The sequence below is a fragment of the Streptomyces blastmyceticus genome (assembly GCF_039521185.1).
In the GTDB taxonomy this organism is placed as follows: Bacteria; Actinomycetota; Actinomycetes; order Streptomycetales; family Streptomycetaceae; genus Streptomyces; species Streptomyces blastmyceticus.
In genome coordinates this window covers 24,797-39,012 of record NZ_BAAABW010000020.1, presented here as the reverse complement: position 1 = coordinate 39,012, position 14,216 = coordinate 24,797, and the positions used below count along the sequence as shown (strand labels likewise).

General features: G+C 73.6%; 13 protein-coding genes. 1 reads left to right on the top strand and 12 read right to left on the bottom strand.

Annotated elements, in window-relative coordinates:
* Positions 1 to 117 precede the first annotated feature (117 nt).
* The 4 genes from der to ABD269_RS18705 all read right to left on the bottom strand — a co-directional run bounded on the left by der (position 118) and on the right by ABD269_RS18705 (position 4,264).
* Entirely contained in the window at positions 118 to 1,581 is a 1,464-nt protein-coding gene (der, locus tag ABD269_RS18720) for a ribosome biogenesis GTPase Der (protein WP_116211027.1), read from the bottom strand.
* A 51-nt stretch (positions 1,582 to 1,632) separates the two neighbouring features.
* On the bottom strand, positions 1,633 to 2,268 hold the full coding sequence (locus tag ABD269_RS18715; protein WP_425572921.1) for a lysophospholipid acyltransferase family protein: 636 nt from the start codon (positions 2,266 to 2,268) through the stop codon (positions 1,633 to 1,635).
* A gap of 64 nt (positions 2,269 to 2,332) precedes the next feature.
* Positions 2,333 to 3,076 carry a (d)CMP kinase gene (gene cmk, locus ABD269_RS18710; protein ID WP_344119208.1) on the bottom strand — a complete coding sequence of 248 codons (744 nt, stop codon included), beginning with the start codon at positions 3,074 to 3,076 and terminating at the stop codon, positions 2,333 to 2,335.
* Between the two features lie 102 nt (positions 3,077 to 3,178).
* Complete coding sequence (locus tag ABD269_RS18705; protein WP_344119205.1) at positions 3,179 to 4,264, bottom strand: prephenate dehydrogenase; 1,086 nt, start codon at positions 4,262 to 4,264, stop codon at positions 3,179 to 3,181.
* A 213-nt stretch (positions 4,265 to 4,477) separates the two neighbouring features.
* Here ABD269_RS18705 and ABD269_RS18700 point away from each other — a divergent pair, with 213 nt between their 5' ends.
* Positions 4,478 to 4,840, top strand: a complete 363-nt coding sequence (locus tag ABD269_RS18700) for a DUF952 domain-containing protein (RefSeq protein WP_301888444.1) — start codon at positions 4,478 to 4,480, stop codon at positions 4,838 to 4,840.
* 93 nt (positions 4,841 to 4,933) lie between these two features.
* On the opposite strand, the gene ABD269_RS18695 is transcribed toward ABD269_RS18700, so the two are convergent.
* The 8 genes from ABD269_RS18695 to ABD269_RS18660 form a co-directional block, all read right to left on the bottom strand.
* On the bottom strand, positions 4,934 to 6,283 hold the full coding sequence (locus ABD269_RS18695) for a pseudouridine synthase (protein WP_344119203.1): 1,350 nt from the start codon (positions 6,281 to 6,283) through the stop codon (positions 4,934 to 4,936).
* Positions 6,283 to 6,942, bottom strand: coding sequence for an SMC-Scp complex subunit ScpB (gene scpB, locus ABD269_RS18690; RefSeq protein ID WP_301888441.1), 660 nt, complete (start codon positions 6,940 to 6,942; stop codon positions 6,283 to 6,285). Before scpB ends, ABD269_RS18695 begins: the two co-directional genes overlap by 1 nt.
* Positions 6,939 to 7,886: a segregation and condensation protein A gene (locus ABD269_RS18685; protein ID WP_301888439.1), complete on the bottom strand. Its 948-nt coding sequence runs from the start codon at positions 7,884 to 7,886 to the stop codon at positions 6,939 to 6,941. The genes scpB and ABD269_RS18685 overlap by 4 nt, the downstream gene beginning before the upstream one ends.
* 175 nt (positions 7,887 to 8,061) lie before the next feature.
* Positions 8,062 to 8,595 carry a hypothetical protein gene (locus ABD269_RS18680; RefSeq protein WP_301888438.1) on the bottom strand — a complete coding sequence of 178 codons (534 nt, stop codon included), beginning with the start codon at positions 8,593 to 8,595 and terminating at the stop codon, positions 8,062 to 8,064.
* Positions 8,580 to 9,596 carry a ParA family protein gene (locus ABD269_RS18675; RefSeq protein ID WP_425315912.1) on the bottom strand — a complete coding sequence of 339 codons (1,017 nt, stop codon included), beginning with the start codon at positions 9,594 to 9,596 and terminating at the stop codon, positions 8,580 to 8,582. The genes ABD269_RS18680 and ABD269_RS18675 overlap by 16 nt, the downstream gene beginning before the upstream one ends.
* Before the next feature lie 431 nt (positions 9,597 to 10,027).
* On the bottom strand, positions 10,028 to 11,143 hold the full coding sequence (gene ald, locus ABD269_RS18670; protein WP_301894540.1) for an alanine dehydrogenase: 1,116 nt from the start codon (positions 11,141 to 11,143) through the stop codon (positions 10,028 to 10,030).
* A gap of 150 nt (positions 11,144 to 11,293) precedes the next feature.
* Positions 11,294 to 13,420 carry a tetratricopeptide repeat protein gene (locus tag ABD269_RS18665; protein ID WP_344119198.1) on the bottom strand — a complete coding sequence of 709 codons (2,127 nt, stop codon included), beginning with the start codon at positions 13,418 to 13,420 and terminating at the stop codon, positions 11,294 to 11,296.
* A 132-nt stretch (positions 13,421 to 13,552) separates the two neighbouring features.
* Positions 13,553 to 14,179: an NUDIX domain-containing protein gene (locus ABD269_RS18660; RefSeq protein WP_301888434.1), complete on the bottom strand. Its 627-nt coding sequence runs from the start codon at positions 14,177 to 14,179 to the stop codon at positions 13,553 to 13,555.
* Positions 14,180 to 14,216: the final 37 nt, after the last annotated feature.

Genomic DNA, 14,216 nt, shown 5'->3' with positions numbered 1-14,216 from the left:
TGCCCGCCGCGCTGCCGCCCGCGCCACGCGACGGCCGCATGCGCGGCTTCTGAAGCCGGACCCGAGTCACCCCGGGCCCGGCCGCCGGGGCCCGGGCCCCGCCGCACCTGCTGCTTGCTACTTGTTGCGCCCGCGCTTCTCGCGTACCCGCACGGAGATGTGGATCGGCGTCCCCTCGAAGCCGAACTCCTCGCGGAGGCGGCGCTCGATGAAGCGGCGGTAGCCCGCCTCCAGGAAACCGGAGGCGAAGAGGACGAAGCGCGGCGGCTTCGTACCCGCCTGCGTGCCGAAGAGGATGCGCGGCTGCTTGCCACCGCGGACCGGGTGCGGGTTGGAGGCGACGATCTCACCGAGGAAGGCGTTCAGCCGGCCGGTGGGGATGCGGGTCTCCCAGCCTGCGAGGGCCGTCTCGATCGCCGGGACGAGCTTCTCCATGTGGCGGCCCGTGCGCGCCGAGACGTTCACGCGGGGCGCCCACGCGATCTGACCGAGCTCGGTCTCGATCTCGCGCTCGAGGTAGTAGCGGCGCTCCTCGTCCAGCGTGTCCCACTTGTTGAACGCGATGACCATCGCGCGCCCGGCCTCGACGGCCATCGTGATGATCCGCTGGTCCTGGACGCTGATCGACTCGCTGCAGTCGATCAGGATGACGGCGACCTCGGCCTTCTCCACGGCCGCCGCGGTGCGCAGCGAGGCGTAGTAGTCCGCGCCCTCCTGGAGGTGGACGCGGCGGCGGATGCCGGCGGTGTCCACGAACTTCCAGGTCACGCCGCCGAGCTCGATCAGCTCGTCGACCGGGTCGCGGGTGGTGCCGGCCAGCTCGTTGACGACGACGCGCTCCTCGCCCGCGACCTTGTTCAGCAGCGAGGACTTGCCGACGTTGGGGCGGCCGATCAGGGCGATGCGGCGGGGACCGCCGATGCCGGGGCCGCCGAAGGTCTGGGCGGGCGCCTCGGGCAGGGCCTCGAGGACCGCGTCGAGCATGTCGCCGGTGCCACGGCCGTGCAGGGCGGAGACCGGGTGCGGCTCGCCCAGGCCCAGCGACCACAGGGCGGCGGCGTCGGCCTCGCCGGACTGGCCGTCGACCTTGTTGGCGCAGAGCACGACGGGCTTGCCGGCCCGGCGCAGCAGCTTGACGACGGCCTCGTCGGTGTCGGTGGCGCCGACGGTGGCGTCCACGACGAAGACGACGGCGTCGGAGGCCTCGATGGCGTACTCGGCCTGCGCGGCCACGGACGCGTCCAGGCCGAGTACGTCCTGCTCCCAGCCGCCGGTGTCGACGACCTTGAAGCGGCGGCCGGCCCATTCGGCCTCGTAGGTGACGCGGTCGCGGGTGACGCCCGGCTTGTCCTGGACGACGGCCTCGCGGCGGCCGATGATGCGGTTCACCAAGGTCGACTTGCCGACGTTGGGACGGCCGACGACGGCGAGCCGGGGCAGCGGGCCGTGGCCCGCCTCCTCCAGGGCGCCCTCGATCTCCGAGGCGTCGAAGCCCTCCTGTGCCGCGAGCTCCATGAACTCCGCAAACTCGGCGTCGCCAAGCTCACCGTGCTCGTCGCCGGAGTGGATCTGGTCGTTCATGAAGTCCGTTCCTCGTTCTTCGTCATCGGTGGGCCGCTGGTGCGCGGTCCACTACTCAAAGTCTCGCGGGGTCCGGGGGGTCTCCCCCGGAATGACGCCGTGGCGGCCGGTGAGCCGCCTGGCGTCGGCCAGGTGCGCGGCGAGGCGCTCCTGGATGCGTACGGTCGCCTGGTCCAGCGCCGTGCGCGTGCGCCGTCCGCTGCCGTCCCCCGCCTCGAAGGGGTCGCCGAAGACGACGTCGACGCGGCTGCGCAGCGGCGGCAGGGCCCGTATCGCGCGGCTTCGGCGCTCGGCGCTGCCGAGCACCGCGACCGGCACGATCGGTGCCCCGGAGCGTACGGCGAAGTAGGCGAGCCCGGCGCGCAGCGACGCGAAGTCGCCCTCGCCGCGGGTGCCCTCGGGGAAGATCCCCAGGACGCCGCCGTGCTCCAGGATCTCCAGCGCACCGGTGATCGCGGTGCGGTCGGGGCCCGAGCGGTCCACCTTCAGCTGGCCGATCCCGCGCAGGAACGGGTCCAGCGGTCCGACGAACGCCTCTTTCTTGATCAGGAAGTGCACGGGCCGGGGCGCGGTGCCCATCAGCATCGGGCCGTCGACGTTGTGGGAGTGGTTGACCGCCATGATGACGGGCCCCGCGGCGGGCACCCGCCAGGCGCCCAGCACACGGGGCTTCCACAGCCCGTACATGAGGCCGATGCCGATCCGCCGGCCGACGGCGGCGCCGGAGGCGGAAGGGCTCACGCCGCCCGCTTCACGCACTCTCGGTCCCACTCCGGCGCTCCTCGACGAGGGTGACCACGCACTCGATGACCTGGTCCAGCGTCAGGTCGGTGGTGTCCACCTCGACCGCGTCGTCCGCCTTGGCCAGCGGGGAGGTCTTGCGGCCGGAGTCGGCGGCGTCCCGCTTGACCAGGGCGGCCTGGGTGGCGGCCAGGTCGGTGGCCTCCTTGCCCTTGAGCTCGCCGCTGCGGCGGGCCGCGCGGGCCTCGGCCGACGCGGTCAGGAAGATCTTGAGGTCGGCGTCGGGCAGCACGGTGGTGCCGATGTCCCGGCCCTCGACGACGATGCCGTGCGGCGCCTCGGCGGCGATGGCCCGCTGGAGCTCGGTCAGCCGGGTGCGGACCTCGGGGACGGCGCTGACGGCGCTGACCGCGGAGGTGACCTCCTGGGTGCGGATGGGCGCGGCGGCGTCGGCCCCGTCGACCGTGATGGCCGGCGCGGACGGGTCGGTGCCGGAGACGATCTCCGGCTTGCCCGCGGCGTCGGCCACGGCCGCGGCGTCGTTCACGTCGATGCCGTTGCTCAGCATCCACCAGGTGATCGCCCGGTACTGGGCGCCGGTGTCCAGATAGCGCAGCCCGAGCTTCGCGGCCACGGCCTTGGAGGTGCTGGACTTGCCCGTGCCGGAAGGACCGTCGATGCCGACGACGACTGCTGCCGGTGCGATCCGGGCGGCGGTTACGGCATTGCCGACGTTGTTCACGGTGTCAGACACCTTCCTCGTGCACGGGGGTTTACGTTTCGGCAGCACGGACGGTTTCGGTCCTATACAGCCTCAGACAAGGTTACTGGCTCACCGCCCGTACTCTCGCCGGGCCTACTGCCGGATCGACCAGCCGCGGTCCGTCAGGGCCTCGACCAGCCCGGGCACGGCGCGCGGCTCGACCATCAGCTGGATCAGGCCCGCCTGCTGGCCGGTGGCGTGCTCGATGCGGACGTCCTCGATGTTGACGCCCGCGCGGCCCGCGTCGGCGAAGATGCGGGCGAGCTCGCCCGGCTGGTCGCCGATCAGGACGGCCACCGTCTCATAGGCCGTGGGGGCCGCGCCGTGCTTGCCCGGCACCCGGCTGCGGCCCGCGTTGCCGCGGCGCAGGACGTCCTCGATGCCGGCCGCGCCGCCCTCCCGGTCGTCCTTGTCCCCGGAGTCCAGGGCGCGCAGGGCGCGCACGGTCTCGTCGAGGTCGGCGGCGACGGCGGAGAGGATCTCGGCGACGGGGCCGGGGTTGGCGGAGAGGATGTCCAGCCACATCTCGGGGTTGGACGCGGCGATGCGGGTCACGTCGCGGATGCCCTGGCCGCACAGGCGCACGGCGGTCTCGTCGGCGTCCCGGAGGCGGGCCGCGACCATGCTGGAGACCAGCTGCGGGGTGTGCGAGACGAGGGCGACGGCCCGGTCGTGGGCATCGGCGTCCATGACGACGGGGACGGCGCGGCACAGCGAGACGAGTTCGAGCGCGAGGTTGAGGACCTCGGTGTCGGTCTCGCGGGTGGGGGTGAGCACCCAGGGGCGGCCCTCGAAGAGGTCGGCGGTGCCCGCGAGGGGGCCGGAGCGCTCGCGGCCCGCCATGGGGTGCGTGCCGAGGTAGCCGGTGAGGTCGCAGCCCAGCGCCTCCAGGTCGCGGCGGGGGCCGCCCTTGACACTGGCGACGTCGAGGTAGCCGCGGGCGCGGCCGCCGCGGATGGCCTCGGCGAGGGTCGCGGCGACGTGCGCGGGCGGCACGGCGACGACGGCGAGGTCGACGCGGCCGTCGGGCTCCTCGTCCGTGCCCGCGCCGATGGCCGCGGCCGTGCGGGCCCGGTCGGGGTCGTGGTCCGAGAGGTGGACCTGGACCCCGCGGCTCTGCAGCGCGAGCGCGACCGAGGTGCCGATCAGTCCGGTACCGATGACGAGGGCGGTTCTCACTGGCGGTGTCCTTGCGAGGGGCGGCCGCGGCGCCGGGGCGGACGTGGCGTGACGACGTACGGGGGCAGGGTCGGCCCGCACGGGCGGTGCGGCCGCGGACCGGGCCGCCGTGCTGGCGGACCCAGCCTAGCCAGCCGGGCCGACGCGTGTTCGGGCCGGTTGTGACGGTCGCCCTCCGGGACTGGCGGGCCCGCGTCCGGTACAACCATGTACATGATCTACCACGTGGTGCCCCTGGACGACTGGCTGGCCGTGCCCGACCGCCCCTACTCCCCCGCCTCCCTCTCCGACGAGGGTTTCGTGCACTGTTCCCCCGACGAGGAGACGACGCTCGCGGTGGCCTCCGCGTTCTATCGCGAGGTGCCGGGTCCGCTGATGGTGCTGCTGATCGACGAGCACAAGCTGGACGTGATGGTGCGCTGGGAGGCGGCGGCCCCCGCGCCGCCGCCCGGGGTCGCGGACGGGACGCTCTTCCCGCACGTCTTCGGCCGCATCAACCGGGAGGCGGTGGAGGGAATGATGGAGATCCAGCGCGACGAGGCCGGCCGGGCGACGGGCCTGACGGTCTGGTCCTGAGGGCTCCGGCCCGAAAAACGCTCGGACGGGCTGAATATTCAGCCCGTCCGGCGTTTGATGAGCGGGGTCCGGGGCGGGACCCCGGTGGGTTGCCTAGAGCTCGACCTCGCGCATCAGCATGCCGACCTCGGTGTTCGTCAGGCGGCGCAGCCAGCCCGACTTCTGGTCGCCCAGCGCGATCGGCCCGAAGGACGTGCGGACCAGCTTCTCCACCGGGAAGCCCGCCTCGGCCAGCATCCGCCGGACGATGTGCTTGCGGCCCTCGTGGAGGGTGACCTCGACCAGGTAGTTCTTGCCGGTCTGCTGGATCACGCGGAAGTTGTCCGCGCGGGCCCAGCCGTCCTCCAGCTCGATGCCGCTCTTGAGCTGCTTGCCGATGTCGCGCGGCAGCGGGCCCGTGATGGCCGCGAGGTAGGTCTTCTGGACGCCGTAGCGCGGGTGCGTGAGGCGGTGGGCCAGCTCACCGTGGTTGGTGAGCAGGATGATGCCCTCGGTCTCCGTGTCGAGACGGCCGACGTGGAAGAGCCGGGTCTCGCGGTTGGTGACGTAGTCGCCCAGGCACTGGCGGCCGTCGGGGTCCTCCATGGTGGAGACGACGCCGGCCGGCTTGTTCAGCGCGAAGAAGAGGTACGACTGGGTGGCGACGGTCAGGCCGTCGACCTTGATCTCGTCCTTCTCGGGGTCGACGCGCAGGCCCTGCTCGATGACGATCTGGCCGTTGACCTCGACGCGGGACTGCTCGATGAGCTCCTCGCACGCGCGGCGCGAGCCCATGCCGGCCCGGGCCAGCACCTTCTGGAGGCGCTCGCCCTCCTGCTCGGCGCCGGGGAAGGTCTTGGGGGTCTTCACCTGGGGCTTGTTGTGCCGCTCCCGGTTGCGCTCCTCGATCTTCGCGTCGAGCTCGCGCGGGCGGGCCGGGGCGTAGCCGTGGCCACGGGCGGGCCCGCTGCTGCGCCCGCCGGCACCGGCCGTGGAGCTCTTGCGGGGGCCGCCCTTGGCGCCACCGCGGGCGGCCGCGCCGCGACCGCTGGTGGGGCCACTGGTGCGGCCGCTGTTGGCGCCGCTGCGGGTGCGCTCGGCGTCGGGACCCACGTCGTAGCGGCGCTCCTCGGGGCGCGGCCGGCGCGGGCGCTCCTGCGGCCGGTCGTCACGACGGTCATCACGCCGGTCGTCGCGGCGCTCGTCCCGCCGGTCGTCGCGGCGGCCGCCGTCGAAGCGACCGCCGTCCGGGCGCCCGCCGCCGGAGCGGCCGCCCTCGGGACGTCCGCCGCCCGGGCGTCCACCGCCGGAGCGGCCGCTGTCGAAGCGACCGCCCTCGGAGCGTCCGCCGCCCGAGCGCGCGCCGCCGGAGCGGCCGCCCCCGGACGCCGGCCGGGGGGACCCTCCTCGGGCGCCCCGGTCGTCCCGGTTGCCGCTTCCGCTGTTCCTGCCGCTGCTTCGCATCAAAGTTCCGTCTTGTCGTCTGCGTCGGTGTCCGGTGCGTCCGGATCGAACGACGGCACACCTTCCTGAGTGTCGCCCTCGATCGCCTCCGCCTCGGGGAGGAAGGGCGCGAGCTCCGGGAGCTCGTCCAGGCCCCTCAGGCCCATGCGCTCCAGAAAGTAGTTCGTCGTCCTGTACAGGATCGCACCTGTTTCGGGTTCCGTCCCCGTCTCCTCCACCAGACCGCGCTGGAGGAGGGTGCGCATGACGCCGTCGCAGTTGACCCCCCGTACGGCGGAGACCCGCGAACGGCTGACCGGCTGACGGTACGCGACAACGGCCAGGGTCTCCAGCGCGGCCTGGGTCAGCCGGGCCTGGCGGCCGTCCAGGACGAAGCTCTCGACGGCGTCGGCGTACTCGGCCCGGGTGGCGAAGCGCCAGCCCCCGGCCACGTTCCGCAGCTCGAAGCCGCGCCCCTGGGCCGCGTACTCGTCGGCCAGCTCGCGCAGCGCGTCCGCCACCTCGCGGCGGCCGCGCTCCAGGACGCGGGCGAGGTACTCCTCGGCCACCGGTTCGTCGACGACCATGAGGACGGCCTCCAGGGCGGGCCTGAGCGCGAGCCCGGCCACGTCCCGCAGCCCGGCGGGGGCCGCCTCCTCGGTGGCGTTGTCGTGGGTCACGCTGTGGCCTCCCCGGCCTCGTCGGCCGTCGTCTCACGGTCGGGTTCGCGGTCGAACTCGTCGGTCACCCGCGGCGGGCCGTCGCCGTCCGCGCCGGTCCAGCTGACCATGAGCGCGCCCAGGGCCTCGTCCTGGTCGAGGGCGACGGCGCGCTCGCGGTAGAGCTCCAGCAGGGCCAGGAAGCGGGCCACGACCGTCAGGGTGTCGGGGGCGTCCTCGGTGAGCTGTCCGAAGCTCGCCCGCCCTGCCGACCGCAGCCGGGCCACGACGACCTCGGCCTGCTCCTGGACGCTGACCAGCGGCGCGTGGATGTGTTCGGTGTGGACCTGCGGCTCGGCCCGGGGCCGCATCGCCTTGACGGCGAGCTCGGCGAGCCCGCGCGCGCCGATGCCGAGGACGACCTCGGGCAGCAGCTCGGCGTGGTGCGGTTCCAGGCCGACCGTACGGGGGTGGCGGCGCTCCTCGGCCGCCAGCCGCTCGCCGAAGATGTCGGCGATCTTCTTGAACGCGCGGTACTGCAGGAGCCGGGCGAAGAGCAGGTCCCTGGCCTCCAGCAGGGCGAGGTCGGCCTCGTCCTCGACCTCGGCGGCGGGCAGCAGCCGGGCCGTCTTCAGGTCGAGCAGGGTCGCGGCCACGACCAGGAACTCGGTGGTCTGGTCGAGGTCCCAGTCCGGGCCCATGGCGCGGATGTGCGCCATGAACTCGTCGGTGACCTTGGACAGGGCGACCTCGGTGACGTCCAGCTTGTGCTTGGTGATCAGCTGGAGCAGCAGATCGAACGGCCCCTCGAAGTTGTCGAGCCGCACGGTGAAGCGGCCGTCGCCCTCCCGCTCCCCTGCGGCGGGCGCCGCGTCACCGCCACCGCCCCCGGCGGGCGGCCGCGCGCCGGGCCCGTGGCCGAGGGCACGGCGGGCCTGCGGGGCGGGGGCGGGCGGGGTGGGCATGTGCTTCGGTCGTCCAGGGTCGCGGGGCGGTACGGGGGCCGGTCCGGGGCGGGGCCACGGTGGTGCGGGGGCCGCCCCACGGGCTCGTACACACCTGCACGGGCCTGTGGGGGCCGCCACGGGCCGCCGGGGGCGGTCCCGCACTTCCGGACCGGCAGGCTATCGGCGAACGCGCTCAGCGGCCGCGCAGGCGGCGCACGAGGATGCTCGCGTCGCCCCGCGACTCCAGGTCGGCGAGGACGACGGCGACGGCCTCGCGGACGATCCGGCCGCGGTCGACGGCCAGGCCGTGCTCGCCGCGCAGCACCAGCCGGGCGTGTTCGAGGTCCATGAGCTCCTCGGCGGAGACATAGACGGTGATCTTCTCGTCGTGGCGCTCACGGCCGCTGGGTCTGCGGTTGGCGGCGCGGCCGCGGCGGCGGCCCTGGGCGGGGGCGACGGGCTCGCCGCGGGTGCGGTCGGGGGCCTGCGCGGGGGTGCGCCGCTCGCCCGCGGCCTCCCGGTCGGTGCCCGCCGAGCCCCGCCCGCCGTGCTCGGTACGGCCCTCGCCGGCGCCGCTCTCCGTGGACTCGGGCTCGGCGGCCGGGCCGGGGACCCGTGGCGCCGCGTCGCCGTTCGCCTGCCGGCGGGGGGAGGAGGACTGGAGTCCGGTCCCCCCGGTGGTGCGGAACAGTTCGTCGGCGCCGGGCAGACTCACTCGGCGTGACACCGGGCGAGCACCTCCCTGGCGAGCTGTCGGTAGGCGGCGGCACCCACGGAGTTGGACGCGTACGTGGTGATCGGCTCGCCCGCGACCGTGGTCTCGGGGAAGCGGACCGTCCGGCCGATGACCGTGTGGTAGACGTGGTCGTCGAAGGCCTCGACCACGCGGGCCAGGACCTCGCGGCTGTGCACCGTCCGCGAGTCGTACATCGTGGCGAGGATGCCGTCGAGCTCCAGCTCGGGGTTGAGCCGCTCCTGGACCTTCTCGATCGTCTCGGTGAGCAGGGCCACGCCGCGCAGCGCGAAGAACTCGCACTCCAGCGGCACGATCACCTTGTGAGCCGCCGTCAGGGCGTTGACGGTCAGCAGGCCGAGCGAGGGCTGGCAGTCGATGACGATGTAGTCGTAGTCGGCGAGCAGCGGCTTCAGGGCGCGCTGGAGCGTCGACTCGCGCGCGACCTCGCTGACGAGCTGGACCTCGGCCGCGGACAGGTCGATGTTGCTGGGCAACAGGTCCATGTTGGGCACGGCCGTCTTCAGGAGCACCTCGTCGGCCGACATGCCCCGCTCCATGAGCAGGTTGTAGACCGTCAGGTCGAGCTCCATCGGGTTGACGCCGAGGCCGACCGAGAGCGCGCCCTGCGGGTCGAAGTCGACGAGCAGCACCCGGCGTCCGTACTCCGCGAGTGCCGCGCCCAGGTTGATGGTCGAGGTGGTCTTGCCGACCCCGCCCTTCTGGTTGCACATCGCGATGATCTTCGCGGGGCCGTGGTCGGTCAGCGGACCGGGGATGGGGAAGTACGGCAGGGGACGCCCGGTGGGGCCGATGCGCTCGCGGCGCTGCCGGGCAGCGTCGGGCGCGAGGGTGGCCGCGTACTCGGGGTCGGGCTCGTACTCCGCGTCAGGGTCGTAGAAGTGCCCCTCGGGCACGTCCTCGTAGTCGGCGAGCCGGGCGGAATCCGCTCCGCCGCGGTCGCCGGCCATGGCGTTCACGTGATGGCCGTCCATGCTCTGGTGGGCTGTCGGTGTGCTCTGGATGTTCTGGTGTGCCGCGAAGGTGTGGACAGCGACGGAGCCGACAGCTTCGAGTCCCACGGGACTCTGGCCCTGCGCAGACGTTCCTGGGTGACCACCCCCGGGAGCAAATGTCGACTCATTCACAAGTCGTCCTACCTCCTTGGTGACCAGGAAACATCTAGATAGGTCAGCGTTGCACCATGCCGACGGTTGGCGACTCTATGGCGTGTCGGCGGTCCGCAGCAACACAATCCGCCGGAGACGGCACGATGTGTCGGCAATCGAACACCCTTCTGTCAAGGGTGTGCGACCCACTGCCCGGAAGTTTCGCGGGGCCCCGGAACGGCCCGGAAACGGCCCGGCCGGGCCTTGTGGAGCAAGGCCCGGCCGGGTGCGCGTTCTTGGCGTGTCGTGTTGACGACTCAGCCGAGCAGGTCGCTCAGTTCGAGGTGCGGCAGCCCGTGCGCCTCGGCGACGGGGCCGTAAACGACCTGTCCCTCGTGGGTGTTGAGGCCCTTGGCGAGCGCGGCGTCGCGGCGCAGCGCGTCCTGCCAGCCGCGGTTGGCCAGCTCCACGATGTAGGGCAGCGTGGCGTTGGTCAGCGCGTAGGTCGAGGTGTGCGGGACCGCGCCGGGCATGTTCGCGACGCAGTAGAACACCGAGTCGTGGACCTCGAAGGTCGGCTCCGCGTGGGTGGTCGGACGGGAGTCCTCGAAGCAGCCGCCCTGGTCGATCGCAATGTCGACAAGTACACTTCCGGGCTTCATCTTGGCGACGAGCTCGTTGGTGACCAGCTTCGGGGCCTTGGCGCCCGGGATGAGGACGGCGCCGATGACGAGGTCGGCCTCGACGACGGCCTTCTCCAGCTCGAAGGCGTTGGAGACGATCGTCTGCACCTTGGTGCCGAAGATCTTGTCGGCCTCGCGGAGCTTGTTGATGTCGCGGTCGAGCAGGGTGACGTGGAAGCCCATGCCGACGGCGATCTGCGCGGCGTTCCAGCCGGAGACGCCGCCGCCGATGACGACGGCCTTGCCCGCGGCGACGCCCGGGACGCCGCCCGGCAGCACGCCGCGGCCGCCGGCCGCGCGCATCAGGTGGTAGGCGCCGACCTGCGGGGCCAGCCGGCCCGCGACCTCGGACATCGGGGCGAGCAGCGGCAGGGCGCGGTTCGCGGTCTCGACGGTCTCGTACGCGATGGCGGTGGTGCCGGACTGCAGCAGCGCGTCGGTGCACTCGCGGGAGGCAGCGAGGTGCAGGTAGGTGAAGAGCGTCTGGCCCTTGCGGAGGCGGTGGTACTCCTCGGCGATCGGCTCCTTGACCTTCAGCAGGAGGTCGGCGGTCTCCCAGACCTCGTCGGCGGTCTCCAGGATGTCGGCGCCTGCGGCCGTGTACTCGGCGTCCGTGATGGAGGAGCCGACACCGGCGCCCTGCTCCACGTAGACCTGGTGGCCGTTGCGCACGAGCTCATGCACGCCGGCGGGCGTGATGGCCACGCGGAACTCGTTGTTCTTGACCTCGCGGGGGATGCCGACCTTCACGTCGATCACGGTCCTTGAATCAGAGAATGACAGGCTAATCCGGAAATGCCGGGGCACACCAGAGCAGACCGCGTCGATCGCGGCCCAACCAGTCTAATGAAGGATCCCACCCTGTCTAGCCTTGCAAAGCACCAATCTTCTGGCGATCAACTACTGATTTCGTAGGTAACCCTCGGTTGATGGTGACTCGCGCCCAGCAGCCGGGGCGGCGGGGCCCACGGGAGGGCCTGCCGGGTCCGCACCACCGGCCGCGACCGGGGACCCGGCCGCGGATATCGCACCGCCGCCCGCCTCGGGCACGGGAGCGGGACCGGCCGCCAGCAGCCGGCCGGCCTCCTCCCGGTGCACCCCTGCGGCGGCCGGGTCGCCGAGCCGCTCCAGGGTGTCCGCCAGCCGCAGCCGCACCGCAGCCTGCAGCCGTACGTCGCCCGCCTGCCGCGCGCACTCCACCGCCTCCCGGCACGTGCGCAGCGCGTCCTGCGGGCGGCCCGCGTACTCCTGCACCCGGGCGATCTCGCTCAGCGCCCGGGCGTGCCCCGGCAGATCGCGCAGCCTGCGGTGGGCGGCCGCCGCGGCGCGCCAGTCGCGCAGCGCCTCGCCCCACTGGCCGGCGTAGGTGTGGACGGCGCCCAGCCGCCCGTACAGCCGCGCCTCGTCGGCCAGTTCACCGCGCGTCAGCCGCAGCTCCAGCGCCCGCCGGTACCAGTCCGCGGCGCGCTGCCAGTCACCCAGCTCCTGCTGCGCGGCGGCGATCGACTCCAGCGACCGGCTGATGGCGTACGGGTCGGAGGCGTCCCGCGCCGCGTCCAGCGCCTCGCGGTAGCGGCCCAGCGCGGCGCGGGTGCGCCCGGCGCGGGCGTCCAGGTCACCGAGGTTGAGCAGGGCCGCCGCCTTCTCCAGCGGCATCTCGCAGCGCTGCGCCACGTCCAGGACGAGCTGGTGCAGCCCGTACAGCTCCGGGCCCGCCTCCTCGGCGCCCAGATGGGCCGTCAGCGCCCGCGTCAGCGCGGAGACCAGCCGCCGGGCGAGCGTGTCGAGGCGGCCGTCCTCGACCGCGAGCCGGGCCGCCGCGAGCAGCGCGGGCAGCCGGCCGCGCAGCCACTCCTCGGCGGCCCGCGGCGAGGCGAAGCGCAGCGGCCGCGGCAGCTCGGCGAGCCGCTTGCGGGTCAGCGGGTCGCCCGTCTCGGTGGTCGCCCGGCAGGAGTGCAGCTGACGCACCGTCCGCTCCAGCATCCGGGCCCGCGCCAACTCGACCTCCGCGGGCCGCTCCTGGGACTCCAGCAGCGACCGCAGCAACGGCGCCAGGCAGCCCGGCACCCCGTACTGCTCCGGCAGGTGCCCCACCGAGGGCTCGGGCCGCAGCATGCCGCGGGCGGCGAAGTCCTCAAGCGCGGTCTGCGCGGCGGCCACCGAACAGCCCGCCAGCGCGGAGGTGGTGTGCGCGTCGGCCGGACCGGCCGGGGCCAGCGCCAGCAGGCGCAGTATCCGGGCGGCGGACGCCGGCAGCGCCTCGTAGGCGAGCCAGAAGGCGCGCGCCACCGTGCGGCCCGCGCTGTCGTAGCCCTCGGCGGGCGGCAGCTGGCGAAGCCGGGTCGCGACGTCGGCGACGGAGACCTTGGAGTCGGCCGCCAGCCAGCCGCCGATCAGGACGAGCGCCGCGGGCTGGGCGCCGCACTCCTCCACGACGGCGCTCGCGGCCACCGGGTCGCAGGTGATCCGGGTCGGCCCGGCGTACCGTTCCAGCAGCTCGATCGCGGCCGCCTTGTCCAGGCCGCCCAGCGTGCAGGGCCGTACGTCGGGCACGCCGGTCAGCGGACCCCGGGAGACGGCCACGACCAGGCAGTCGGACTCGTCCGGCAGCAGCGGGTCGACCTGCTCGGCGCCCGCCGCGTCGTCGAGGAGCAGCAGGGCCTTGCGGCCGTTGAGCGCGCTGCGCAGCGCCGCCGTCAGCTCGTCCTCCTCCGCGCCGGCGGGCACGGGCGCGCCGACGGCGGTGAGCAGGGCGCGGGCGGTGCGCTCGGTGGGCACGGGCTCGCCGTCCGCGCCCGTGAGGCGGGCGCGCAGCACGCCGTCGGGGTAGTCGCCTGCCAGTCTGCGGGCGAGTTCCTCGGCGAGTGCCGTACGGCCGGAGCCGGGGCGGCCGGCGATGAGGAGGACCCTGCTGCGGGGCGACTTGCGGCCCGCGAGGGTGTCGAGCCCGGTGCGGTCGATGTCGGCCCGCAGCTCCTCCAGCTCGCGGCGGCGCCCGACGAAGACGGTTCGCTGCCGCTGCGTCACGGGGCCCACTCTCTTCCCTGCACGCCCCGAGCCTAGTTCACGCTCCGGTGGGGTCCCGAACAGGCGAGGCCCGCCCTGTGAAGATCACCTATTCGGTTCTCCGGATGGTCGGAACCGTCCCGCCGCCGCCCGCTACGCCTCGAACGGGCGGGCGGGCCACGGCGCGTCGGCGGGGCGCAGCGCGGTGAGGCCGTCGGACGCCAGCGCGGCGGAGAGGGCCATGACGCCGACCACCAGACAGTTGTTGTGCAGCTCGCCCGCCAGGGCGCCCCGCACCAGCTCCGCCAGCGGCACGCGCGCGAACTCCATGTCCGCCTCCTCCTCGGAGACCGCGAAGCGCTCGCCCTCCGCCTCCGAGAGGCCCTGGGCCAGGAAGATCCGGATGGCCTCGTCGCAGCCGCCGGGGGTGGTGTAGATGTCGGTGAGGACCCGCCAGTCCTCGGCCTTGACGTGCGCCTCCTCGAACAGCTCGCGCTGGGCGGCGTGCAGCGGGTTCTCGCCGGGAACGTCGAGCAGACCGGCGGGGATCTCCCACAGCTTCTGCCGCACGGGATGGCGGTACTGCTTGAGGACCAGGACCCGGCCCTGCTCGTCGAGGGCGAGGACGGCGACCGAGCCGGGGTGCACCTGGTAGTCGCGCTTGACGGTGGAACCGTCCGGCATGACGACCTCGTCCGTGCGCACGCTGGTCTTGTTGCCGACGAAGGGGGTCGCGGTCGCGGTGACCTGCCACTCCTCGGGGGTGTCCTTGATGCCCATTGCTACGTCCTCCAGAAAACAGAAAACCGGGGTGGGG